Below are 23,762 nucleotides of genomic sequence, written 5' to 3'. Positions count from 1 at the left end.
AGTCGTTGGCGCTGGCCCGCGCCAAAACCGCTATGCATTAGGCAATATGTCGAAGTTAATAAAAAGTTAATGGAGGCTTGAAGCGCAAACACGGTAAGCTATTCATAGCGCGGGAAAATAGACGCGGGGGCTGCATGTCGGACATGGAAGAGGAACGCATTCTGGCCATGAAAAGCGCGACATTGAGTCTGGCGGAAACGCTCGGCTTGAGACTGGTCGATGGACGCAAGTTGAGGGTGGCCTTGGAGCCTGAAAGGCAGATCGATGCCACGACCAACAAAAGCACCCTGAGGCTTTCGATCGCGCAAGCCTGGGCGAAGGCCATGGAAACGGTGGACACGGAATTTGGCGCCGATCTAACCAGCTCACCCGTCTGGTCCATTTTGATAGACCTCTACATCAGCGACGCGGTTAGTCGGCCGGTTGCGGTGAGCGATGCCTGCCGCGCCGCCCGAATTGCGCCCACTACGGGGTTGAGGTGGGTGCATGTCCTTGAAGGTCGAGGATATATCTATCGGCAGGACGATATAAGGGACAAGCGGCGCGTCTTTCTCCATCTGACATCATTAGGTACAGAGAAAGTGGAAGCCGTGCTGGACCGGATAGCGCGAACGAAGCGCGACTCGGTTTAATTCGGGTCGCGTTGCGTAAGTAGGTCAAGACCGTGCTGTAAATGGGAGCAGACGAGGTTGTACCGTTGGGCATCGGCAACACGCGCCTCTTTGGCAAGCCCGTCGAGGCAGACAATGACCTGGTCTAAAAGTCGGCTACAATCCGTTTCGGTTACGGGACCCTGTTCATTGCGCGTCACGGCGGCGGCCTCCTATTTAACGCCCCCAATAATGGCAGAATAGCCTTACTCGGGAGTGAACGTAAGCCCAAGCATCATCCAAAATGACGGGTCTTTGATCTGCATCAAAGGGGCGGGATATTTCCCGCCAGTTGCGGGCGAAATGCCAGCCAGCGAACTGATCATCAGCGGCGGCATCTGATGCCCCAATCCGCTTCCCAGTTCATTTCCCACTTTGGCTTCCCGCTGGGGACGACCGCACGCGCCGCAAAGCCGCAGAAATCCGGCCGAAATCGAAAGTGGGAAGCGGATTTTCCGGAAAGTGGGAAGCGCCTACGGATTTCCGCCATTTTTCAAACCTTGGGACTGCCTGCTTGCCGATCAATCCGCGAAACGCGCCAAAAACTCCTCAGATGGGCGCGGCACGCCGCAAAACCCGCGAAAGGCCCATTTTTCCGGGCATCTCATCCCGATATGTCCCGTAAAAGCCCCCAATATCCCGCATCCCCGGAACTGGGTAATAAATGGCGCGGCACAATGGTGAGCCGACGGCGAAGGCGCGCGATCCCCTCCCCCGGCTTCTGGCGCAATTGCTGGAGCGGGCGGGGGCGGCCGTCACGGTGGAACGCGCCGCCAGCCGCCCCTGGGCCAGCGCACTGTTTCAGGGACGGCGCCACGTCATCGCGCTGACCCTTACCGGAGTGGATGCGGCAGAACGATGCGCGGCCTTTGCCGAAGGGATCGAGGAAGCGGAATGGAGCCTGGCCGGCCATTTCGTCGCGGACATCAGCATCGACGACCGCCGTCCCATGCCGGGCGGCGAATGGATCGAGCTGTCGGCGCTCACCATCGAGGATTGGTGATCATCTTGATCGGAGCGCGCATGGCCGCACGCTCCCGTCCATCAATTCAACGCGCGCGGCCAGCCATGTTGCGCAAATTCCCCAAGGCGGTGCGCAGGGCTTCGTCGACGCCCTGTTCGACATGGTCGCGCACCGGCACGGCGGCCTCGACGGGCATGTCGGCCAGCACCGAGGCGGGCCGGCCCATGCGCTTGCGCTGGGCAAGGCCGCGTTCCAGCCGCTGAGTCAGTTCCGCCAGGGAAAGATGCGCTACGGGGGCGGGAGCGCGAGCGTTAGTGGTCTGGGGCTGCGCGGGCTCCGCGATCTCCTCATAATCGGCGTCGACGGTTTCCGGCGAAAAAGCGCGCTGAAGGCGGGCGAAAGCGCTCTCTTCCGTCATCTCCTCCGGCATGCTGGGGATGGAAAGACCGGCGGCGGGCGCGACATCGTCCGCGACCTCCGCCTCGACATCGTCATGTCCCGGCGCGGTGCGGGCGAAAATATCCAGCCCGCCAAAGTCGCGGCTGGCGAAGATCGGCGCGCGCGCGGGCGCATCGGGATGGGCGTCGGCGCGGCGCAACGCCGGTCCCGACTTGCTCCGGTCACGCGACAGCCAGCTCAGCTTGGACAATGCAAAACCCATCTTGCTCACTCCTGCGGCGCCGTTCCCGCGCCCTTGCTTGTCATGCGTCAGCAGAGCGACGCGCTTTTCCCTTTTCCCCGCCCCGATCAGGCCCAACGCCATCACCGCGCCGAAACCCGCCAGCAACAGCCGGGCCGTCATCCCCAGCGGCGGCGCGGCTGCCGGGATGGCTTCGCTGAGGCCACTCGACGCCACCACCGTCTCGACCAGCCCGACCGGCAGCGAGAACAGCAGCAGCCCGGCCCCCAGCGCGCCCAGCAGCGCCTTTGCCAGCCTACTCATTTTTCTCAGGCCGCCGCCCGCACCCTTTGAGGGCGCGCCAGCAATTGCCGATAGACGGGTTCGTAACGAAGAATGTTTGACGACCAGTTACGCTCGCGCTCCACAAAGGCGCGCGCCACTGTCCGGCGCTCGTCCCAAAAGCCGCGATCCGCGAACATTTCCGCCAGGGCGGCGGCGATGGCGGGCGGATCGTTGGGTGCGAACAGCGTGCCGGTAACGCCATGCTCGATCAGTTCGCGATGGCCGCCGACGCTGGACGCGGCGACCAGCCGGCCCTGCGCCATGGCTTCGAGCGGCTTCAAAGGCGTCACCAGATCGGTAAGCCGCATCGCCTTGCGCGGATAGGCGAGGATATCGACCTGCGCATAATAATGCTCGACCTGATCGTGCGGCACCCGGCCGACGAAGACGATATGGTCGGCAAAGGGCGAGGCCATGGCCTGATCCCGCAGCGCCTGTTCGCATGGGCCGCCGCCTACCAGCAGCAGCTTCGCCTTCGGGCGGGCGCGCACCAGTTTCGGCAAGGCGGCGATCAGGTCGTCCAGCCCTTCATAATCGTAGAAGCTGCCGATGAAGCCGACGACGTCGGCGCCCTCCAGCCCCAATGCCTTCGTCAGCGCGGGGTCGCGGGGGACGGGCGTGCCGAACTGCTCTATGTCGACGCCGTTGGGCGAGACGATGATCTTGTCCTTGTCGATTCCCCGCGCAACCAGATCGCCGCGCAGCCCTTCGCAGATCACCGCGACCGCATCGGCGGCGCGCACCGCATGGGTTTCGAGCTGGCGGGTCAGCCAGTAGCGCGGGCTGCCCTCCGTCCCCGTGCCGTTGCCGACCGCCGCATCCTCCCAGAAGGCGCGGATTTCGTAGATCATGGGGATAGCGTGGCGCTTCGCCACCTTCTGCGCCGCCATGGCGTTCAGCACCGGCGAATGGGCGTGGATGATGTCGGGCCGCCACTGGCGCACCAGCGTTTCGATCGCGTCGGCATGGGCGGAAATATCGCGCCATTCGCGCAGCAGCGGATTGCCGCCGGTCGATTCGCCCGGCGTGCGGTGGAAATGCAGGCCGTCGACGATTTCCTCCAGCGGTCCCGGCGCGGCGTGACGATGCCCGGTGATGCCGCGCACGTCCCAGCCCTTCGCCAGTTGCGCCCGCAGAATAGCGCGGGTGCGGAAGGTATATCCGCTATGCATCGGCAGGCTGTGGTCCAGCACATGGAGAATCCGTGTCATGGCCCTGAGTCTTGCCGGAAAAGGTTTAACGGGCCGTCAACTCTGTTGGGTTAGAGGTGGGATGGTTCGGGGCAAGAGCGCGGTGTTCCTGCGAAGGCAGGAACCCAGTTCCCACGTCCGAGCTGGGCTCCTGCCTTCGCATGAGCACGTTGTAGATTATGGATAGACCGCGCACCCGCGATGATCGACGCCCTTTCCCTTCTCATCAGCCATGGCGTCATCATGCTGGCGGCCTGGCGCCTGCTGTCACGGCCCGATCTCGACCGCGATCCGGATGAGGTCCGCGAAGATGCGTGACCTGTTCTTCGTCGCCTTTCTGGGCGCCTTCTTCCTGGCTGGCTTGCGCAGGCCTTTCCTGCTGATAGCAGTCTATGCCTATATCGACATCGTTTCTCCTCAGCGACTCTCCTATTTCCTGCTGAACAGCATCCCGATTTCCTTCATCGCCTTCCTGCTGGCGGTGGGGACTTGGGCACTGGTCGACGACAAGAAGGATTGCCGCTTCTCCATGCGGCAGGTGATCCTGCTGCTGCTGCTCGCCTGGTGCGGCTATACCACGGCGACGGCGGACTTCCCGATCAACGCGGTCACAAAATGGGGCTGGGTCTGGAAGGCGATGGTGTTCGCCATCTTCCTGCCCGTCACCCTGCGCACACGCCTGCGGATCGAGGCGCTGGCCCTGTTCATGGTGCTCTGCGCCAGCACGATCATCATCAATGGCGGCATGAAGACGGCGCTGTCGGGCGGCGGCTATGGCGTGCTGAACCTGATGGTCGACAATAATAGCGGCCTGTATGAAGGCAGCATCATCTCGACCGTCGCCATTTCCCTGATCCCGCTGATCCTCTGGCTATCGCAATATGGCACCATCTTCCCGCCCGACTGGCGGGTGAAGCTGTTCGCCTATGCGCTCTGCTTCGCCTGCCTCTTGATGCCGATCGGGACCGAGGCACGTACGGGGCTGGTCTGCATCGCCGTCCTGGCGGGGCTGATGCTGATGCGGTCGAAGCGGCGGTTCGTCTACGGCCCGCTGATGGCGGTCGCAGCGCTGGCGGCGATCCCCTTCCTGCCCGCCAGCTTCACCCAGCGCATGTCGACCATCGAGAATCACCAGAGCGACGAAAGCGCCTCCACGCGCCTCGAAGTGTGGAAATGGACGCTGGACTATGTGAAGGAGCATCCGGGCGGCGGCGGCTTCGACAATTACCTGCAAAACAAGTTCACCTATGTCATGCAGGAGCGGGTCGTCGACGCCGCCGGATCGCGCATGGAAAAGCGCATCGTCACCGACCATGGCCGCGCCTATCACAGCGCCTATTTCGAGATGCTGGGCGAGCAGGGCTATTTCGGCTTCTTCCTCTGGGCGCTGCTGCACCTGACTTGCTTCATCCGGACCGAGGCGATCCGGCGCAGATACCGGAACCGGGAGGGCGATGAAGCCTGGGTCGCGCCCTTCGCCCTCGCCCTGCAACAGGGGCATGTCATCTATATGGTCGGATCGCTGTTCGTGGGCATCGCCTATCAGCCTTTCATCTTCATGATGCTGTCCCTGCAAATCGGCCTCGACACCTATTTGACCCGCAAACGCAAGTTCGCGGCGCGCCAGCCGTTATTTCCCGCATCACCAGTCGCGCAGAGGACCGCATGAAGGGCGAGTTGAAGATTTTGGGCACAGCCCACGGCCTGCTGCTGGGGCTGGTGCTCGCGTCTCCGCTGATCGCGCCGTCGCTGCTGCCCTGGGGCGTGGAAGCGCTGTTCATCATCGCCGCCTTTCAGTTGCGGCTGGCCGACCGGCGCTGGGAAACCCGCGCGGGGTTGCAGGGCTGGATCAGCCATATCCGCATGGCGCCGCTGCGGCTGGTGCCCTGGGCCGGGACGGCGGTCGTCGCGCTGATCGCGGGGCCGGAACAGGCGCGGCTCGCCGCCGCGATCCTGATCGCCATCGCCATGAGCGAATTGCTGATCTATCCGGTCAGCGCTCATCTGCTCGGCCGTCTGCCGCGCCTGGGTCTGGCGGGAGCGATTTTGCTGCTGCTCATCGGCTGTGGCGTGGCTGAGCAGGGACAGGCGGCGCGCTTCGTCATAGCCTTTGCGTTGGGGATGGGTGGTTGCGTCTTCTGGCTGCGCGGCCCGGATGGGGAGGCGGGGGCGACACTCGCCGCGCTGGCGGGCGCGGTTGCCGCGCTGATCATCGCCCTGCTGTGGCCGGTGGCAAAGACAGTGGTTATTCCCGCCGCGATTCTCTGCCTGACGCTGACGCTCGCTCATTTGTCGGTCATGCGCCGCCATCCGCTGCATTGGCGGCTGCCGAGCGGCATGCGGTTCATGCGGTTTCACTAGGCGGCGTTCGGAAGGCTTTGGCGACGGCTATTGGTCATATCCAGCCATTAAGCGCTCCGTGCTCCTGCGAAGGCAGGAGCCCAGTTCGGACGGCGGGACTGGGCTCCTGCCTTCGCAGGAGCACGGAGTATGTTCCGGCTAGATATGTCCGCTTCCACCCATTCTCCTCCCCCGATCATGCGTTGCGGAACGAAGCTATGAACGGCGGGTTGAAGAAAAATCATGCCGCCAAAGCCCATTGTCCACGCCAATGACAGCCTGCCCGGCATTACGCGCCGGGCTCTGAAAAGAGGGTGGGCCTATTTCGACGCCAGCGGTGCGCGCATCACCGACCGGGAAGAGATCGACCGGCTGAACGCCATCGCCATGCCGCCCGCCTATCGCGATTGCTGGTTCTGCTCCACGCCCAATGGCCATATCCAGGCGACCGGCTATGATGATCGAGGGCGCAAGCAATATCGCTATCACACCGATTTCCGCGCCGCGCGGGAGGCGGAGAAATATGCCGGATGCGCCGCCTTCGGCCATGCGCTGTCGAAACTGCGCGCCCGGATCGAGGCCGATCTCTCCAAAAGGGGCCTACGCAAGGAAAGGACGCTGGCCGCCGTCGTGCGCCTGCTCGATCTGGCCAAGGTCCGCATCGGCAATGAGCAATATGCCGCCGCGAACAAGAGCTTCGGCGCCACCACGCTGCGCCGCCGCCATGTCGACCTGCGCGGTCAGGCGCTGCGCCTGCGCTACCGCGCCAAATCGGGGCGCGAGCATGAGCTGACCGTCACCGACCGCCGCCTGGCCCGCTTCGCGCGCGCGGTGCAGGATCTGCCGGGACAGCATCTGTTCCAATATCTGGATGAAGAGGGGATTGCCCGGCCGATCACCTCCAGCGACGTCAACGCCTATATAGCGGAGGCCATGGGCGGCGATTTCACCGCCAAGCATTTCCGCACATGGGGCGCTTCCGTCATCGCCTTCGAGGCTTTGGCGACGAAAAGCCTGTCGCTCAAGCAGATGATCGCGCCGGTGGCGGAAGCGCTGGGTAACACCCCGGCGATCAGCCGCAAAAGCTATATCCACCCCGCATTGATCGAGCTTTGCCGCAACGGACAGGATGAATGGCGCGAAGGGCTTCGCCTGCCGCGCGCAACTCGCTATCTGTCCCGTTACGAACGCGGACTGATCGCCTTGCTGGAGAGCCTGGACACAGCGTCCGCGCTCCCGCTGGCGGCCTGACCCGCACCCACGGCTTCAAGGATGTTCATGGCCAAGAAAGACCCCGTCGCCCTGCCAGAGATCGACGTCCGCCCGCCCAATCTGACGGAAATGTGGCATTCGACGGTTCACTGGTTCTCGCTCCACTATCTGCAAATCCTGATCGCGATCGGCGCGGCGGTCGTCATCTACAGCCTGCTGACGGCGCTGCGCAGCGTCGGCGGGCGGCTGAAGGGCGCTCCCGGCGACACGCTGGGCTTCGCCAATGTCGCGGGCCGGGCCTTTGCCCGGACCACCCATTTCTTCATGGCGATGGTCGCGGCGCGGCTGGTGGTCAGCTACGCCAATCCGCCGCAGATGGTGCTGAAGACCGTCGCCTTCCTCTTCACCATTGCCGCCGTCTTCCAATGCGCCATCTGGGCGCGGGAGATCATCCTGGGCCTGGTCGAGCGGCGCACTTCGGCGGATGAAAGCCAGAGCCTGGCCAATGCCATGGGCCTGATCCGGGTGCTGGTGACTTTTGCGCTGTTCGCGATCGCGCTGATCGTCGTGCTGGACAATCTGGGCGTCAACGTCACCGGCCTGGTCGCGGGCCTGGGCATCGGCGGCATCGCAATCGGTCTGGCCGCGCAGGGCATCTTCTCCGACCTGTTCGCCGCGCTGTCGATCATCTTCGACAAGCCCTTCCGCCAGGGCGAGGTCATCACCTATGACCAGACCACCGCCCGGGTCGAGCATATCGGCCTCAAAAGCACGCATCTGCGCGCGATGAGCGGCGAGAAGAAGGTGATCTCCAACGCCAATCTGCTGCAGAAGGAGATCACCAGCCTCCAGATGTTGACGCAGCGCCGCGTGACCTTCGCGATCGGCATCATCTACCAGACTCCCGAGGACAAGGCGGAGGCGATTCCCGCGATGCTCAAGGAGATCGTGGAGGCGCAGGGGCATATCTTCGTCAATGCGGGGCTGGTGAGCTTCGGCGCCAGTTCGCTCGACTATCAGCTTAATTTCGACGTGCCCGACCCCGACACCCATGATTATTTCCTGTCGCGGCACGGGGTCGGCCTTGCCATCTGGAAGCGCTTCAGGGCGGAGGGGATCGAATTCGCCTATCCGACGCAGACCAGCTTCACCGCCGCGCCGGATGGCCGGACGGTTATGCCCTATCCGGAAGCGCCTGCCCGGCTCGCCTGATCGCATATCGGACTCGGCCCATCATGCTCCCGCTTGCCTGACCCGGCGGCGGGAGTCAGGCCGGGCCGACCATGAACAGACATTTCGGAATTTCCATGAAACCGATCTATTTGCTGGCCGCCGCAGCATTTGCTCTCGCTCCCGCAGCCCATGCCGAGGGGATCGGCGCCGAACTTGATTATGGTCGGGCCGACGGCCATTGGGGCACGGAAATCGGCGCGGGCTATGCGCTGGACATTGGCGGCTTCAGCCTGACGCCGGGCGGCGGCGTCTATCTGCGCGACGGTGATGCGAAGCTCTATGGACGCGTGGAGGCGAGCTATACCCTGCCCGCCTCCGCCACCATCGGCGCGGGCGTGCGTTTCAGCGGCGACAATGTGCGGCCCTATGCGACGCTTGCCATGCCGCTGATCCCCAAGCTGCGCGCCAAGGCCAATGTCGGGCCTAAATATTATGCCGTGGGCCTGACGTTGGGCTATTGATGCTAACCCGCCGTGCTCCTGCCTTCGCAGGAGCAGGTAATTCTAGCCCACGCCCCACAGGCTACCGGGATGGAGCAGCCCATCATGTAGAGTAAGTGCGCCTTCCCTGTCCTTCGCCAGCAACAGCGCGCCATCCAGATCGATCCAATCCGCCCCCTGCGCCACCAACGCCGCCGGCGCGATCCCCAGCGACGTGCCCAACATGCAGCCGACCATCACGCGAAACCCCCGCACTCTGGCCTCCCGCGACAGGGCCAGCGCCTCGGTCAGCCCACCCGCCTTGTCGAGCTTGATGTTCACCGCGTCGAAATCCCCCAGCCGGTCGAGATCGGCCCGCGTATGACAACTCTCGTCGGCGCAAAGCGGCAACGGCGACCTGATCCCGGAGAGCCGTTCCTCCCTGCCATGGAAGATCGGCTGCTCGACCATCTCGACACCCAGTTCCGCCAGCCCCTGCGCCTCGGCCACGATATCCAGATCATGCCAGCTCTCATTGGCATCGACGATCAACCGCACGTCCGGCGCGCCCGCCCGCACGGCGGCGATCCGCGCCCGGTCGCCCTCGCCGGTCAGCTTGCATTTGAGCAGGCCGAAGCCGCGCGCCGCCGCCACCCGCGCATCCGCCTCCATCTTCTCCGGTTCGCCCAGGCTGATGGTGAAGGCGGTGGGCAAGGGCTTGGGTTCCTCCAGCCCCGCCAGCTTCCAGACCGGCACCCCGGCGCGCTTCGCCTCCAGATCCCAGAGCGCGCAGTCCAGCGCATTGCGCGCCGCCCCCCGCGGCATCGCCTCCAGCAGCGCCTCCCGCTCCAGCGGCCCGGCATAGGCGTTGATCGCCGCCGCGCAGCCTTCCGCCGTCTCGCCTTCATAATAGATCGCCGTGCCCTCGCCCCGGCCGACATGCGCGCCGTCGCCCACGGTGCAGACGACGACGTCCACCGATGTCTTCGCCCCCCGGCTGATGATGAAGGCTCCCGCGACCGGCCAGCGGTCAACAGTCGCGGATATGATGCGTGTCATCGGCGTTCCCTATGCTGGCAATATACGGGTCTATGCGGACGGGCTATCCCGCCGCATAACCAGTCTCAACCCGCAGATAAAGGATAGGCGCACCCGTGACCTCCAGAGAATTGACCGGCTTCCTGTCCCTCAGCGATGCCGACGCGCTGGCGGCCCGGCGCCGGCTGTCCGATATGGCATGGCGCATCGGCTTCGGCGCGATCACATGGCCCTGGCTGCTGGCCAGCCTGTCAGGCGGGCGCAAGGCGGACAAGCGCGCCTTGCTCGATGAACTCGGCCTGCCCCACGACGCCCTGCCGCATCTGGGCAGTTGGAAGGCCGATGTCGGCTTCCTGCGCCATATCGTCCGGGAAATCGCCCGGCTGCGGCCCGCCCATGTGGTCGAACTGGGCGCGGGCGCTTCCACGCTGATCGCCGCGCGCGCCCTTGCGCTGCATGGCGGGGGACGGCTGACCAGCTTCGACCAGCATGACGGTTTCGTGCAGGCGACTCGCAACTGGCTTGCCGATCATGGCCTGACGGCCGATTTGCGCCACGCGCCGCTCGCGGTCGAGAGCCGGGATTGGCCGGGCCGCTGGTACGATATCGACAGCCTGCCCGACAGCATCGACCTGCTGATCATCGACGGACCGCCCTGGGCGGTGCACCCGCTGGTGAGGGGCGCTGCGGATAGCCTGTTCGCGCGCCTTTCTCCCGGCGCGGTCGTGCTGCTCGATGACGCCGCCCGCCCTGGCGAGCGGCTCGTCGCCCGGCGCTGGCGCAAGCGCTGGCCGCATATCGATTTTCGCCTGAAGCATGACGGGACCAAGGGCACGCTAGTCGGGCGCCGCCGCGACACCTCAATCCCCGTCGCCAACGACAATGATCAAGGCCGCGCCTGGCGCCATCTCGCCCGCGCCGCGGGCATCGCCGCGCTGATCGCCACCGGCTGGATCGCGCGGGGCGAGCTGGGCGAATTTCCCCAGGCGGCGCAGGCCAGCACCTTCCTGGACGAAGCAGCCGCGTCCCACCGCACCGGGCTGCTGCGGCAGCGCATGACGTCGCAGGTGGAAAGCGCCACGCTCAACCCCAATGAAATCCAGCGCTCGACCGGCATCATCCTGCCTCCGCTGCCCGCAAAGTGGCGCATCCATGACGTGCAGCTTTATCCGACGCCCGACAGCCCGGCCGTCGCCGTGTCGATCACCACGCCGGAGGGCGAACAACTGTCCTTCTTCGCGGACCGGGCCGAAACCCCGGCGGAGGCGCATCCGCTGCTCGCCCGGCGCGCGGACGATGTCATCGCCTATTGGGAAGCGGGCGACATGGCCTATGCCCTGACCGGCCGCGCCGGGCCACAGCGCATCATGGCGCTGGCGGCGGAGATCGCACCCGCCGGTTGACGCGATCCCGGTGGGACCGGACTATATGACACCGAGATTTCGGCGTCGTGCAATGTTCCATTTCTCGCGAAATCCCTTTAGAGCCCGGCGCCATGGAGGATGTGGAACAACCATCGCCGCGCGACAGCGCGCGCCCCGCACTTGGCAGCCTGGCGATGATCTGGCGTTTCGCCAGCCGCTATCCGGGCCGCATCGCAGGGGCGATGGCCGCCCTGATCGTCTCGTCCGCCGCGACGCTGGCGATCCCCAGCGGTTTCCGGCTGGTCATCGACCGGGGCTTCATGGGCGGCGGAGACATCAGCCGCTGGTTCGAATATCTGTTCCTGATCGTCGCGATCCTGGCATTGGCTACGGCGGCGCGCTTCTATTTCGTGTCCTGGCTGGGCGAACGCGTGGTCGCGGACATACGGTCGGCCACCCAGGCCAATCTGCTGCGGCAGGAACCGCGCTTCTTCGAGGAAAACCGCCCCTCCGAAATCGCATCCCGCATGACCGCCGACACGGCGATCATCGATCAGGTGGTGGGCTCGACCGTGTCGATCGCGCTGCGCAATCTGGTGACGGGCACCGGCGGGCTCATCTATCTCTTCGCGCTGGCGCCCAAGCTCGCGGGCCTGCTGCTGCTCGGCATTCCCGTCATATTGGTCGCGATCGTCGGTCTGGGACGCCGCGTGCGCGCCCTGTCGCGGGCAAGCCAGGACCGGCTGGCCGATGTCGGCAGCGTCACCTCGGAAACCCTGGGCGCGATGAAGATCGTCCAGGCTTTCGGCCAGGAAGGCCGGGAAGCGGCGCGATTCGACACGACCGTCGAGGCGGGCTTCATGACCGCGCGGCGCCGGATAGGCCTGCGCGCAACCATGACGGCGATCGTCATCGCTCTGGTCTTCGGATCGATCACCGCGGTCATGTGGCAGGGTGCGCTGGACGTCGCCGCCGGACGCCTGTCGGGCGGCAGCATCGCCGCTTTCGTCCTGACCGGCGGCCTCGTCGCGGGCGCGTTCGGCGCGCTGTCCGAAACCTGGGGCGACCTGCTGCGTGGCGCGGGGGCAGCCGGGCGGCTGCATGAACTGATGATCGCGACGCCGCAGATCATGGCTCCGCCCCGCCCCGTTCCAGTGCCGCGAACCGAGCATGGCGCGCATCTCCAGTTCGAGGATGTGCATTTCCGTTACCCCACCCGGCCCGATCAGGCGGCCCTGCACGGCATTTCGATCGATATCGCGCCGGGCGAGACCGTCGCGATCGTCGGCCCGTCCGGCGCGGGAAAATCGACCCTGATCCAGTTGGCGCTGCGCTTCTACGATCCGGATTCGGGCGTGATCCGCCTGAACGGCGTACCTTTGCCTCAGGCCGATCCGGCGGCGGTGCGGGACATGATGGCGATGGTGCCGCAGGAAAGCATCATCTTCGCCGCGTCGGCGCGGGACAATCTGCGCTACGGACGATGGGACGCCAGCGACGATCAGATCTGGGCAGCGGCCCGCGCCGCCAATGCGGAAGCTTTTCTGCGCACCCTTCCAGAAGGCCTCGACAGTTTTCTGGGCGAAGGCGGCGCCCGGCTTTCAGGGGGCCAGCGGCAACGCCTGTCGATCGCCCGCGCGCTGCTGCGCGACGCGCCCATCCTGCTGCTGGACGAAGCGACCTCCGCGCTGGACGCCGAATCGGAGCGGCTGGTGCAGGACGCGCTGGGGCGGCTGATGCAGGGCCGCACGACCATCGTCATCGCCCATCGCCTGGCGACGGTCAGGGCAGCGGATCGCATCCTGGTGCTCGATGAAGGGCAGTTGGTCGAACAGGGCGATCATGCCACGCTGATGGGGAAAAAGGGTCTCTACGCCCGGCTGGCCAATCTCCAGTTTCAGGATGCGCCTGCGGCCTGAGCGGGGCGGGCAGCCCGTCAGAATTTCAGGCGGGTCAGTGCCTCTTTCTTGCCGATCAGCGGCAGCATCTGTCCCATGTCGGGGCCGTGATCCATGCCCGTCAGCGCGCGGCGCAGGGGAAGGAACAGCGCCTTGCCCTTGCGGCCGGTTTCCACCTTCAATGCCTCGGTGAGCGTCCGCCAGACGGCAGCGTCGAAAGTCGCTTCCGACAAGGCGGCGTGCGCCAGCGCAAGGAAGTCGCGATCTTCTTCCGCCGGTGCGGGGGCGTCGATCGGGCCGGTGACGATCCGCCACCAGTCGGCCACGCCGGCGACCGTTTCAAGGTTGGGCCTGATAACCTCCCACGCCGCTTCGTCCATCCCTTTGGGCAGACGATCAGCGACGGCGGCATAGGGCAGGAGGTGGACGATCTTCTGATTGAGGGTCGCCAGTTCCGCCTCATCGAAGCGCGCGGGGGCACGGCCGAAATGAGCGAAGTCGAAGCTGTCGATCAGCGGCTCAGGACTTGTGAATGGCTCGACCGGCATGGAACTGCCCAGGCGGGCCAGCAGCGAGGCGATCGCCATGGGTTCAAGACCGATCTCGCGAAAATGGGCGACGCCGAGCGAGCCAAGGCGCTTGGAGAGCTTGCCTTCGCTGCCGGTGAGCAGCGCTTCATGAGCGAATGCGGGGAGCGGCGCGCCCAAAGCCGTGAACATCTGGATCTGGGTGGCGGTGTTGGACACATGGTCCTCGCCGCGCAGGACGTGGGTGACGCCCATGGCGATGTCGTCGATCACCGATGGGAGCATGTAGAGCCAACTTCCGTCGGCGCGGCGGATCACCGGATCGGACAGCAGCTTCGGATCGAAGCGCTGCTCGCCGCGGATAAGGTCGGTCCAGGCGATAGGCTGGCCATGATTGAGCTTGAAGCGCCAATGAGGCTTGCGGCCTTCGGCTTCGTAGGACGCGATCTGGTCCAGGGTCAGAGACAAGGCCGCGCGGTCGTAGACAGGCGGCAAGCCGCGACCAAGCAACACCTTGCGACGCAGGTCCAGTTCCTGGCTCGTTTCATAGGCCGGATAGACACGGCCCGCGGCTTTGAGAGCTTCGAATTTCTCTTCGTAGAGGGCGAAGCGGTCCGACTGCTTTTCCTCGCCGTCCCAATGGAGACCGAGCCATTTGAGGTCCGCCTTGATCGACTCCACATATTCGGAACGCGAGCGTTCGAGATCGGTGTCGTCAAGGCGAAGCAGGAACTGCCCCCCGCTCTTCCTCGCCCACAGCCAGTTGTGGAGCGCGGCGCGGATATTGCCGACATGGAGATTGCCGGTGGGCGACGGGGCGAAGCGGGTGATGACGGTCATGGCCGTTACAACGTCCGGAAGGCGTTGGTGATCGGATAACGACGATCGCGGCCGAAATTGCGTGATCCCAGCTTCACGCCGGGGGGCGACTGGCGGCGCTTATATTCGGCCACGTAGAGCAGGCGCTCGATGCGGGCGACGGTATCACGGTCGAAGCCGCGGGCGACGAGTTGTTCGACCGACAATTCCTCTTCCACCAGGCCGTAGAGGATCGGGTCCAGCACCTCATAGGGGGGCAGGCTGTCCTCATCCTTCTGATTGTCGCGCAGTTCCGCGCTGGGCGGCTTGGTGATGACGCGTTCGGGCATGACCAGACCCTTGGGGTCTAGGCCCAAGCCCAGCGACGGCACATTCTCGTTGCGCCAGCGGCAAAGGTCGAACACCGTGGTCTTGTAGGCGTCCTTGAGCACCGAATAACCGCCCGCCATGTCGCCATAAATGGTGGCATAGCCGACCGACATCTCGCTCTTGTTGCCGGTGGTGAGCAGCATATGGCCGAATTTGTTGGACAGGCCCATCAGCGTAAGCCCACGGATGCGGGACTGGATATTCTCTTCGGTAAGGTCGCGCTGGCGGCCGGTGAAGACGTCGGCCAGCATGGAATCGAAGGCTTCCACCGCCGGTTCGATCGGGATGGTGTCATAGCGAACGCCGAGCAGCCGGGCGCATTCTACCGCGTCGTCCAGACTTTCCTGACTGGTGAAACGCGACGGCATCATCACGCACCAGACGCGATCGGCGCCCAGCGCATCCACGGCGACAGCGGCAGACAAGGCGGAATCGATGCCGCCCGACAGGCCGAGAACCACGCCGGGGAAACGGTTCTTGTTCACATAGTCGCGCAAACCGAGAACCATGGCGTTATAGATGTCGGCCGGGCGCTCATCGAGGATATGCCGCTCGCCGGGAAGGCAAACCCACTGGCCGTCCCATTTTTCCCAAGTCGTGAGGACCAGCGCCTCTTCCCAGTCGGGGAGCTGCTGGGCAAGGCTCAGATCGCCGTTCATCACGAAGGACGCGCCGTCAAACACCAGCTCGTCCTGGCCGCCGACGCGGTTCAGATAGATGAGCGGCAGGCCGGTTTCGCGGACGCGCGTGCCGGCCACGGCGTTGATGCGGCGGTCGTCCTTGTCGACCTCGAACGGGCTGCCATTGGGGCTGATCAGGATTTCAGCGCCCTCGGCCCGCAGATGCGCGGTGACGAAAGGGAACCAGATATCCTCGCAAATGGGGACTCCGATCTTCACCCCCATAAAGTCGATCGGCGCGGGCAGCGGACCGGGGGCGAAGAGGCGCTTTTCATCGAAGGTGCCGTAATTGGGCAGTTCGCGCTTCTGGCGGATGGCGGTGACGGCGCCGTCTTCCAGCAAGGCGACGACGTTGAAAAGGACGCCCTGCGAGGCGACGACCGTGCCCACCAGCATGGCCGGGCCGCCATCCGCGGTCGCCTGGGCCAGGCGGTCGAGTTCATGGTTGGCGCGGTCGACCAGAGCGGGCTTCAGCACCAGATCCTCAGGCGGATAGCCGATCAGTTGCAGTTCGGGATAGACGATGAGGTCAGCATCCATGGCGCGGGCGCGCCATTCCAGCATCGCATCGGCATTGGCGGACAAGTCGCCCACCGACTGCGTCATCTGGGCAAGGGCTATCACGAGTTTGTCGGTCATGAGGAGCGCCCCTAGAGCATTTTGGCCGTGAGCCAAAATGCTCTGTCATTTGTTGCCGCATTTTCAAACCCGATGCCCCGTTTCAGGACCGTTCTAAAAATGCTCGGGTTCATTTTGCCGCGAGGCGCGAAAGCGCCTTTTCAGGAGAGACCTCCGCCGCTAAAGGGGCCGCGTTCTCGCCATCGTCATCAATTCGTCACGGGGGTTTGGCCATGAAGCTCATGACCGGCAATTCCAATAAGCCGCTCGCGGCCGCCATCGCCGACTATATCGAGATTCCCCTGACCGACGCGAGCGTCCGCCGCTTCGCGGACGAGGAAGTTTTCGTGGAAATTCATGAGAATGTCCGCGGCGAAGACGTGTTCGTGCTGCAATCGACCAGCTATCCGACGAACGACAATCTGATGGAATTGCTGATCATGATCGATGCGCTGAAACGCGCGTCGGCCAAGCGAATCACGGCGGTCGTCCCCTATTTCGGCTATGCCCGGCAGGACCGGAAGCCCGGCCCCCGCACCCCGATCTCGGCCAAGCTGGTGGCGAACCTGATCACCACGGCGGGCGCCAACCGCGTGCTGTCGGTCGACTTGCACGCCGGGCAGATTCAGGGTTTCTTCGACATCCCGACCGACAATCTGTTCGGCGCGCCGGTCATGTCGGCGGATATCCAGGCGCGCTTTGGCGATCGCAACCTGATGGTCGTATCGCCCGACGTCGGCGGCGTGGTGCGTGCGCGGGCGCTCGCCAAGCGGCTCGACAACGCGCCGCTGGCCATCGTCGACAAGCGCCGCGAGCGGGCGGGCGAATCGGAAGTCATGAACATCATCGGTGACGTGAAGGGCCGCTTCTGCGTGCTGATCGACGATATCGTCGATTCGGCGGGCACGCTCTGCAACGCCGCCGCCGCGCTGAAGGCGGCAGGCGCCGAGGAAGTGGCCGCCTATGTCAGCCATGGCGTGCTGTCGGGCGGCGCGGTGGCGCGCGTCGAGGCGTCGGAGCTCAAGGAACTGGTCATCACCGACACGATCCAGGGCACCGACGCGGTGAACGGCGCGAAGAGCATCCGCCACTTGCCCATCGCGCCCCTGCTGGGCGAAGCGATCAAACGCATCGCGGACGAAAGCTCGGTTTCCAGCCTGTTCGACTGAGGCCGACAGATTTTCCGATTTCAAACGCCGCCGGTGGAAACATCGGCGGCCTTTTCATGCGCGATGAAGCAAGGTCGCGCGGCGCGCCTTCAGGCGGTCGGCAACAAGACCACTGGCACGCTAAGGAAGAGGATCAAGGCGACAAGAATGCGCTGGCCGCGCGAGATGCCCAGCGGCTTTTCCCGCCAGATCATCGGGCAGCTCAGCAGGGCAAGCAGGAACAGCATGTTCGACAGCGTCATCGCCCCGCCAACGGGCATGTCCTGTCGCAGCGCCAGAGCCCCGAAAAGCGCAACGAAACTCAATATCCAGCCGATCAACGCCACGCCCAACTCCTTGCCGATCCAGAAGAATAGACGGCTCATGTTGCGGAAGATTTAAAGCCCGCTCGCCCAGGGATCGTAGGTGCCGAAGCTCCAGACGTTACCCTCCGGATCCAGCGCCTCGTAACCGCGGCCGGGATAGCCCTCATTATCGTGCGGTTCGCGCACCACCACCGCGCCTTCGTTGCGGGCATGGAGGCAGTGGGCGTCGGCGTCGGGCACAACCACATAGATGCAGGTGGTGACGCCGCCCAGATCCTTCGGCGTCGTCCAAATATAAAGCGACTCCCCTTCCCCGTCGCGGGCGCTGCCCAGCATCACCATGCCCTCGCCCAGCGCCAGTTCGGCATGATGGACGATATGGGGATCGGCTTCATCCTCGTAGCAGGCGCGCAATTCAAAGCCGAAAGCGTCGCAGAGAAAGCGGATGGCGGCGGGCGCATCGGCATAGCGCAAGCCGGGGATGACGGGTGAACCGGGCATCTTTTCCTTCCTTCATTTTAAAGGAATCGGGCGGGATTAGCCTAACCTTTCCGTCCCTTTGCCGCGATATTTGTTTTCCGCATTTTCTTGGGCCGTCAGGCGTTCCGCCCGACTTGAAAATGCTCTAGGTCGAGGCGCATGACGACCCGCGATGACCTGACCCTTGCCAACCGCCTTGCCGACGCTGCCGGTGCGGCGATCCGCCCTTTTTTCCGTGCCCGCTACGACATGGAATTCAAATCCGACAAGTCGCCCGTGACCGAGGCCGACCGCGCCGCGGAAGCGGCGATCCGGGCGATATTGGAAAAGGAACGGCCGCAGGACGGCATCATCGGAGAGGAATATGGCGCGACGCGCGAGGATGCGGAACGGGTGTGGATACTCGATCCGATCGACGGGACGCGCAGCTTCATCGCCGGTCGGCCGATTTTCGGGACGTTGGTGGCGCTGACCCAGGCGGGTTGGCCGACCATCGGCATCATCGACCAGCCGATCTCCGGAGAGCGCTGGGCAGGGATGATGGGGCAGCCGACCACCTTCAACGGCAAGCCAGTGACGACCCGGCCGTGCCGCGATCTGGATCAGGCGATCCTGGCTTCAACCGCGCCGCAGCTTTTCCCCGGCTGCACGGCCGAGCATTTCTCCCGGCTGGCGGGACAGTGCCGGGACACGGTCTGGGGCGGCGATTGCTATAATTACGGGCTGATCGCCTCCGGTCATGTCGATATCGTCGTCGAGGCGGGATTGAAATTGCACGACATTGCCGCGCTGGTCCCGGTGGTCGAGGGCGCGGGCGGGCGCATGTGCGATTGGGCGGGCGATCCCTTGACGCACGACAGCGCCGGGCAGGTGATCGCGCTGGGCGATCCGGCCCGGCTGGACGATGTGCTGGAGGCGCTGGCCGAGGGGCATGAGGGCCATTAAGAAGCCCATTCTGGAGAGTGGCTTTTTAAGGTGACGGCCGGTTAACAGCCGGATGACTGAAAATGGCTAAAAACTCGCCAATGCGGGAAAAGCCCCCCATGGCGGAGCCGAAAAGCTTACTGGCTGATCTTGAGGATATGGTCGAGAATCGCCGGATGTAACGGACGTTCGAAAACGCAGCCCGACTCGTGGGACCGGCTCCACAGCACGCGGGCGCGGCGGCCTTCGAAGCCCGGCAGCATGATCCATACATCATCGTCCGCCGTGAGCTTCATGAAGCTTTTCAGACGAAAGCCGATTTCGGAAACGTCGGTAATGTGGCTCTTGAACCAGGTTTCACCGGGCCGGCGTACCCGAACGCCGATCAAAGCCGTGCGGCGATCCGCTAGACGGTTGTTGCCGCGATACAGGTTTGTCTGAACTTTAGCGCCCATGATCCAATGCCGATTTGACCGTCGGCATCATCGCCCATCACGGTGAAGAAAGCATTAAGCCGGACCGTGCAGAGCAAAAATAAGGGGCCGCCGAAGCAGCCCCCGTCCAGGTCGGCGCATTACAAGGCCGATTGCGTCACCCCAGCCCGCGCCCGGAAACGGGAAGTCGAACATTCCCGGCCAGACGGCGGCGGCGTATTCGTGCCTTGAGAGCCCGGAAACCATCGGATGATCCCATCCTACGGCGATCGCGCGCTCCTGTCCGATGCGCATTTCCCTTTTTCCGAACCGGGTTCCGGCAATGCCGGAACCCGGTTCCGATGGCTTTAGAACTTGCCGTACTGTTCGTTGCCGACGAAGCCGAGCTTCGTCACGCCAGCACGCTTGATCTCCGCCAACACCTGGTCAACCACGACATAGCGGGTCGCCGCATTGGGCTGGAACTGCAGTTCGGGTTCGACCGGCAACCGCAGCGACTGCTGCAGATACTGACGCAGGGTCAGCAGATCGATGGCCGAACCGTTCCAGGTGATGATGCCGCTGGGATCGATCGCCACCTTGTTCTTGACAGGGTCGATGACGCTGTCGGTCGGCGGCGCGTTCTGCGGCAGGTCGATCTTGACCGCGTGGGTCTGGATCGGGATGGTGATGATGAACATGATGAGGAGAACGAGCATGACGTCGATAAGCGGCGTCGTGTTCATTTCCACCATCGGTTCGCCATCGTCTCTTCCGGCACTCATTGCCATGGCGATACTCCTAGAGCATTTTCAACAATGGTCGTCTGACGGCCATTCGGTTCGAAAATGCGTCAACAAAGAACATTAACTTAAAGCCGGCGGGTCGTCGTGCCCGGTTCGGGCTCGGAGATGAAGCCGACCTTCGGGAAACCGGCGCGCTGCATCGTGTAGATGGTGCCGCCGATGCACCGATAGGGGACGTTGATGTCACCGCGGATATGCACTTCGGGCAGATCCTCGGGCGTCATATTTTCAACGCCGCCCGCCTTCTTGATGTCCGCTTCCAGCTTCGCGACCGCACGGTCGAGCAGCTCGTCGGAGGACACCCGAGTCAGGTTCCAGTAGACCGCACAGCTACCGTCGGAAGCCTGCGTGATCGACAGGGAGACGTTTTCCGGTTTCGTCGTCGTCGGCTCGAACGCGACCTTGGGAAGCTGTAGCTGAACCGTCTGGACGACGACCGGGACCGCGATAAGGAAGATGATGAGCAACACCAGCATGACGTCGACGAGCGGCGTCGTGTTGATGTCGGACATCGGCTTGTCTTCACCGCCGTCAGAGCCAACACTCATTGCCATTGATTATTTCCTAACATGCTTGTCGAGGGCGCCCCGGCATTTCGGGACCCACGTCCGATAAGGGGACCAGGCGTCGCAGCCGCCGCCGGCCCCCTTGCCGGCATCTCAGCCTATCAGGCCTTGGTCGGGGCAGCGGCGGGCTTGGCAGCCGCAGCGGCCGGGGCAGCGGCGATCGCGGGCTTCACGGCGCCGTTCGACACCAGATAGGCCAGCAGGTCGACGGTGAAGCCGGCGAGCTGCTCGGAGATCGACTTGTTGCGGCGCTGCAGGAAGTTGTAGGCGAGCACCGCGGGAACGGCCACGGCCAGACCCAGGGCGGTCATGATCAGAGCTTCACCGACCGGGCCGGCGACGGCGTCGATCGAGGCCTGACCGGCGGCGCCGATCTTGATCAGAGCGCGGTAGATACCGATAACCGTACCGAACAGACCGATGAACGGCGAGGTCGAACCGACGGTCGCGAGGAACGCCAGGCCACCGTTCAGCTTCGAGTTGATCGCGGCTTCCGAACGCGCCAGCGAGCCGTGCAGCCAGTCATGCGCTTCGACCGGATCGGTCAGCTTGGTGTGTTCTTCCTGCGCCTTGATGCCGTCGTCGACGATCTGCTTATAGGCCGAATTCTTTTCGAGCTTGGCGGTGCCTTCCTTCAGCGAAGCGGCGCGCCAGAAGGTCGCACGAACCTTCTTGCCCTGGTTGATCACCTTCTGCTGTTCGATCAGCTTGGTGAACAGGATGTAGAAGGTACCGACCGACATACCGCAAAGGATGATGAAAACGGTCCAGGCGATGGTGCCGCCCTGCTGGAGCGCTTCCATCAGGCCGTACGGGTTCTCCGACTTCGGCGCGGCGGCCGCTGCGATAGACATCAACATGTTCAAGACTTCCCTCTCAAAGGATCAATAACAAGGGGCAGGCGGCTTCCAGTCATTCGGAGGCGCGCGCCTGCCCTTTCAAAATCACTCCGGCAGACGCCAGGTAATGCGACCATTGTACGTGTCCGACATCGGACCACCCCCGGCTGCTACCGCGGGCTTGAACCTCGCGCGCTTCGGCAACAGGCGGCAGGTCGCCTCATCGAGGTCGGCATGGCCGGTCGAAGAGGTGATCGTGCAGTTGGTCACGCGTCCATCCGGACCGATTTCCAGCCGGAACCCGGCCGTGCCCGAGCGTTCTTCACGCTGCGCGCGGCTCGGATAGTCGGCGTCGCTGAGCCAGCTGCCGGGGCTGCTGCGCGGAGCCGCGCGAGAGGCGGGAACCTCCGGCGGCGGCGGAGCAGGCGGCGGCGGAGAAGCGACCGGAACCGGGTTAAAGACCGGCGGCGGAGTCCGAACCGTCTGAATCGGCGGCGCGGGTGCCGGAGTCTGAACGATCGGCGGCGGCGCGACGACCGGCGGCGGTTCAATCGGTTGATCCGGCGGGGGCGGCGGCGGCTCCTCGTCCGGTGGCGGCGGTTCCTCCTTCACGTCGATCACGTTCAGCTGTTCCGCCGCCTTTTTGACATATTTCATGCCAAGACCGGTGACGAAGGCATAACCCAGAACAGCGTGAATCAGGGCGACGATAATGATCGAGATCGTGCGACTCGATCCTTGCGAGTGGTCAGCATAGGCCATTCGGCAACGACACTCCTTAACTCAGCTTACCAGTTGATTATCGGCAAATAAGCCAAAAACGGCCCGAGCTGGCCGGGTCATCCCGGTCATCTTGGCCCCTATCCGTTCATTTGCTACCGTGCGAACTCCTATCGCGGCGCATCGTGGCACGCAAACGCTTTATCGATATGATCATTTGCGACCACCATTACACAGCAGAAAGACTTGCATGTGACAAAGATGTCACGGCCTGCCATCATTAGGACGAAGATGAAAAAGAAATCCACCATGACCCTGCGGAAGCTGGCCCTGTTCTGCCTCATTTCCGCCGCACAATCGCAGATTTCCGCGGCTCAGACGGCTGCCGACAAAATGGCGGCGCAACCATCCGAACGGGTCGCCGGCCTCGCTTATGCCGATATTGCGGACCTCGCGGACGCCGCGTCGCTGGTGGCACAGGCGCGGATTGGCAACATCATCAAATTGAAGCCCGGGCAGGCCGGCACCGTCCCGGCAGGGTATCAAAGGGTCTATGTCGAGGCGAATGTCGCCAATCTGATTCGCGGCGAGGGAGGAATCACCCCTACGGTCCGCTATCTTTACGACGCGCCGCTCGATGCGCGGGGCAAATTGCCCAAGCTCAAGAAGGCGCAGGTCATTCTGTTCGCCCGCCCGGGCACGCGCCCCGGCGAAATCCAGCTCGTCGCGCGCGACGCGCAGGTCATCGCCTCTCCCGCCGAAATTGCGCGGGTGAGGGCGATTCTGTCCGAATTGGTCGCCAATGACGCTCCCCCGCGCATCAAGGGGCTGGGCGATGTCTTCCATGTCGCGGGCACGATCGCAGGCGAAGGCGAGACCCAAATCTTCCTGCGCACGGAAAATGGCGATCCCGTATCGCTGTCCATCTTGCGCCGACCCGGGCAGGAACCGCGCTGGGCCGTGGCGCTGGGCGAGATCGTGGACGAGGCCGCCCGCCCCCCGGCACGCGGCAGCCTGCTTTGGTACCGCCTCGCCTGCGGCCTGCCCGACGCGTTGCCGGCCCGGTCGGTGCGCGCCCTTTCCCCGCAGGACGCAGAGGCGGCCCGCGCCGATTATCAGGTGGTTCTGAACGCTCTGGGCTCCTGCGGCCGGACGCGGGCGGTTCGCTGATCGCTCGGAACGGCCCTCCGGCTCCTTTTCCTTGGACAGAAGCGCAGAGGCGGCTATCAGCGCGGCGTCCCGTGATCAGGAAGGA

At 64.2% G+C, this 23,762-nt stretch carries 24 protein-coding genes; 12 read left to right on the top strand and 12 right to left on the bottom strand.

Features of this window, described 5'->3' with window-relative positions:
- Positions 1-134 precede the first annotated feature (134 nt).
- Together VVT58_RS15530 and VVT58_RS15525 are read left to right on the top strand one after the other, a co-directional pair.
- Positions 135-632 carry a hypothetical protein gene (locus tag VVT58_RS15530; RefSeq protein WP_327752926.1) on the top strand — a complete coding sequence of 166 codons (498 nt, stop codon included), beginning with the start codon at positions 135-137 and terminating at the stop codon, positions 630-632.
- A gap of 682 nt (positions 633-1,314) precedes the next feature.
- Entirely contained in the window at positions 1,315-1,653 is a 339-nt protein-coding gene (locus tag VVT58_RS15525; RefSeq protein ID WP_327752927.1) for a hypothetical protein, read from the top strand.
- A gap of 46 nt (positions 1,654-1,699) precedes the next feature.
- On the opposite strand, the gene VVT58_RS15520 is transcribed toward VVT58_RS15525, so the two are convergent.
- Together VVT58_RS15520 and VVT58_RS15515 are read right to left on the bottom strand one after the other, a co-directional pair.
- A complete protein-coding gene (locus VVT58_RS15520) occupies positions 1,700-2,557 on the bottom strand; it encodes a hypothetical protein (RefSeq protein ID WP_327752928.1) in 858 nt (285 codons plus the stop codon).
- Positions 2,558-2,562: 5 nt separating this feature from the next.
- Positions 2,563-3,789 carry a TIGR04063 family PEP-CTERM/XrtA system glycosyltransferase gene (locus VVT58_RS15515; protein ID WP_327752929.1) on the bottom strand — a complete coding sequence of 409 codons (1,227 nt, stop codon included), beginning with the start codon at positions 3,787-3,789 and terminating at the stop codon, positions 2,563-2,565.
- Between the two features lie 289 nt (positions 3,790-4,078).
- Between VVT58_RS15515 and VVT58_RS15510 the strand changes: the two genes are divergently transcribed.
- The 5 genes from VVT58_RS15510 (at position 4,079) to VVT58_RS15490 (ending at position 9,014) form a co-directional block, all read left to right on the top strand.
- Complete coding sequence (locus tag VVT58_RS15510; protein WP_327752930.1) at positions 4,079-5,437, top strand: putative O-glycosylation ligase, exosortase A system-associated; 1,359 nt, start codon at positions 4,079-4,081, stop codon at positions 5,435-5,437.
- Positions 5,434-6,129 carry a hypothetical protein gene (locus VVT58_RS15505; RefSeq protein WP_327752931.1) on the top strand — a complete coding sequence of 232 codons (696 nt, stop codon included), beginning with the start codon at positions 5,434-5,436 and terminating at the stop codon, positions 6,127-6,129. Before VVT58_RS15510 ends, VVT58_RS15505 begins: the two co-directional genes overlap by 4 nt.
- 222 nt (positions 6,130-6,351) lie before the next feature.
- The gene (locus VVT58_RS15500) at positions 6,352-7,359 is read left to right on the top strand and encodes a DNA topoisomerase IB (protein ID WP_327752933.1); all 1,008 of its coding nucleotides are present in this window, start codon (positions 6,352-6,354) and stop codon (positions 7,357-7,359) included.
- A 27-nt stretch (positions 7,360-7,386) separates the two neighbouring features.
- Positions 7,387-8,532 (top strand): mechanosensitive ion channel domain-containing protein, encoded by a 1,146-nt coding sequence (locus VVT58_RS15495; protein WP_327752934.1) that lies wholly within the window; start codon positions 7,387-7,389, stop codon positions 8,530-8,532.
- Positions 8,533-8,627: 95 nt separating this feature from the next.
- Positions 8,628-9,014 (top strand): hypothetical protein, encoded by a 387-nt coding sequence (locus VVT58_RS15490; RefSeq protein ID WP_327752935.1) that lies wholly within the window; start codon positions 8,628-8,630, stop codon positions 9,012-9,014.
- Positions 9,015-9,056: 42 nt separating this feature from the next.
- Here VVT58_RS15490 and dgcA read toward each other — a convergent pair whose 3' ends face one another.
- Complete coding sequence (gene dgcA / locus VVT58_RS15485; protein WP_327752936.1) at positions 9,057-10,031, bottom strand: N-acetyl-D-Glu racemase DgcA; 975 nt, start codon at positions 10,029-10,031, stop codon at positions 9,057-9,059.
- A 95-nt stretch (positions 10,032-10,126) separates the two neighbouring features.
- Between dgcA and VVT58_RS15480 the strand changes: the two genes are divergently transcribed.
- Both VVT58_RS15480 and VVT58_RS15475 read left to right on the top strand, forming a co-directional pair.
- Positions 10,127-11,413, top strand: coding sequence for a class I SAM-dependent methyltransferase (locus tag VVT58_RS15480; protein ID WP_327752937.1), 1,287 nt, complete (start codon positions 10,127-10,129; stop codon positions 11,411-11,413).
- Between the two features lie 92 nt (positions 11,414-11,505).
- The gene (locus VVT58_RS15475; protein WP_327752938.1) at positions 11,506-13,293 is read left to right on the top strand and encodes an ABC transporter transmembrane domain-containing protein; all 1,788 of its coding nucleotides are present in this window, start codon (positions 11,506-11,508) and stop codon (positions 13,291-13,293) included.
- A 17-nt stretch (positions 13,294-13,310) separates the two neighbouring features.
- Here VVT58_RS15475 and gltX read toward each other — a convergent pair whose 3' ends face one another.
- Positions 13,311-14,639, bottom strand: a complete 1,329-nt coding sequence (gltX, locus tag VVT58_RS15470; RefSeq protein WP_327752939.1) for a glutamate--tRNA ligase — start codon at positions 14,637-14,639, stop codon at positions 13,311-13,313.
- 5 nt (positions 14,640-14,644) lie between these two features.
- Positions 14,645-16,306: an NAD+ synthase gene (locus tag VVT58_RS15465; protein WP_327752940.1), complete on the bottom strand. Its 1,662-nt coding sequence runs from the start codon at positions 16,304-16,306 to the stop codon at positions 14,645-14,647.
- Between the two features lie 212 nt (positions 16,307-16,518).
- Between VVT58_RS15465 and VVT58_RS15460 the strand changes: the two genes are divergently transcribed.
- Positions 16,519-17,454 (top strand): ribose-phosphate pyrophosphokinase, encoded by a 936-nt coding sequence (locus VVT58_RS15460; RefSeq protein ID WP_066559994.1) that lies wholly within the window; start codon positions 16,519-16,521, stop codon positions 17,452-17,454.
- Positions 17,455-17,543: 89 nt separating this feature from the next.
- Here VVT58_RS15460 and VVT58_RS15455 read toward each other — a convergent pair whose 3' ends face one another.
- Both VVT58_RS15455 and VVT58_RS15450 read right to left on the bottom strand, forming a co-directional pair.
- Entirely contained in the window at positions 17,544-17,780 is a 237-nt protein-coding gene (locus tag VVT58_RS15455) for a hypothetical protein (protein ID WP_327752997.1), read from the bottom strand.
- Between the two features lie 51 nt (positions 17,781-17,831).
- The gene (locus VVT58_RS15450; protein WP_327752941.1) at positions 17,832-18,260 is read right to left on the bottom strand and encodes a VOC family protein; all 429 of its coding nucleotides are present in this window, start codon (positions 18,258-18,260) and stop codon (positions 17,832-17,834) included.
- A gap of 138 nt (positions 18,261-18,398) precedes the next feature.
- Here VVT58_RS15450 and hisN point away from each other — a divergent pair, with 138 nt between their 5' ends.
- Positions 18,399-19,184, top strand: coding sequence for a histidinol-phosphatase (hisN, locus tag VVT58_RS15445; RefSeq protein ID WP_327752942.1), 786 nt, complete (start codon positions 18,399-18,401; stop codon positions 19,182-19,184).
- Positions 19,185-19,300: 116 nt separating this feature from the next.
- On the opposite strand, the gene VVT58_RS15440 is transcribed toward hisN, so the two are convergent.
- The 5 genes from VVT58_RS15440 to VVT58_RS15420 all read right to left on the bottom strand — a co-directional run bounded on the left by VVT58_RS15440 (position 19,301) and on the right by VVT58_RS15420 (position 22,549).
- Positions 19,301-19,618 carry a PilZ domain-containing protein gene (locus VVT58_RS15440; RefSeq protein ID WP_066560006.1) on the bottom strand — a complete coding sequence of 106 codons (318 nt, stop codon included), beginning with the start codon at positions 19,616-19,618 and terminating at the stop codon, positions 19,301-19,303.
- Between the two features lie 326 nt (positions 19,619-19,944).
- Positions 19,945-20,367: a biopolymer transporter ExbD gene (locus VVT58_RS15435; protein WP_066560011.1), complete on the bottom strand. Its 423-nt coding sequence runs from the start codon at positions 20,365-20,367 to the stop codon at positions 19,945-19,947.
- A gap of 80 nt (positions 20,368-20,447) precedes the next feature.
- On the bottom strand, positions 20,448-20,936 hold the full coding sequence (locus tag VVT58_RS15430) for a biopolymer transporter ExbD (protein ID WP_176597522.1): 489 nt from the start codon (positions 20,934-20,936) through the stop codon (positions 20,448-20,450).
- Between the two features lie 113 nt (positions 20,937-21,049).
- The gene (locus VVT58_RS15425) at positions 21,050-21,808 is read right to left on the bottom strand and encodes a MotA/TolQ/ExbB proton channel family protein (protein ID WP_066560014.1); all 759 of its coding nucleotides are present in this window, start codon (positions 21,806-21,808) and stop codon (positions 21,050-21,052) included.
- Positions 21,809-21,892: 84 nt separating this feature from the next.
- Positions 21,893-22,549: an energy transducer TonB gene (locus VVT58_RS15420; protein WP_327752943.1), complete on the bottom strand. Its 657-nt coding sequence runs from the start codon at positions 22,547-22,549 to the stop codon at positions 21,893-21,895.
- Between the two features lie 267 nt (positions 22,550-22,816).
- Here VVT58_RS15420 and VVT58_RS15415 point away from each other — a divergent pair, with 267 nt between their 5' ends.
- Positions 22,817-23,677, top strand: coding sequence for a hypothetical protein (locus VVT58_RS15415; protein WP_327752944.1), 861 nt, complete (start codon positions 22,817-22,819; stop codon positions 23,675-23,677).
- The last annotated feature ends 85 nt before the right edge of the window (positions 23,678-23,762 follow it).

Source organism: Sphingobium sp. SJ10-10 (genome assembly GCF_036038995.2).
In the GTDB taxonomy this organism is placed as follows: Bacteria; Pseudomonadota; Alphaproteobacteria; order Sphingomonadales; family Sphingomonadaceae; genus Sphingobium.
The sequence above is the reverse complement of the archived record's forward strand: the minus strand, read 5'-3'. Positions and strand labels throughout refer to the sequence as shown.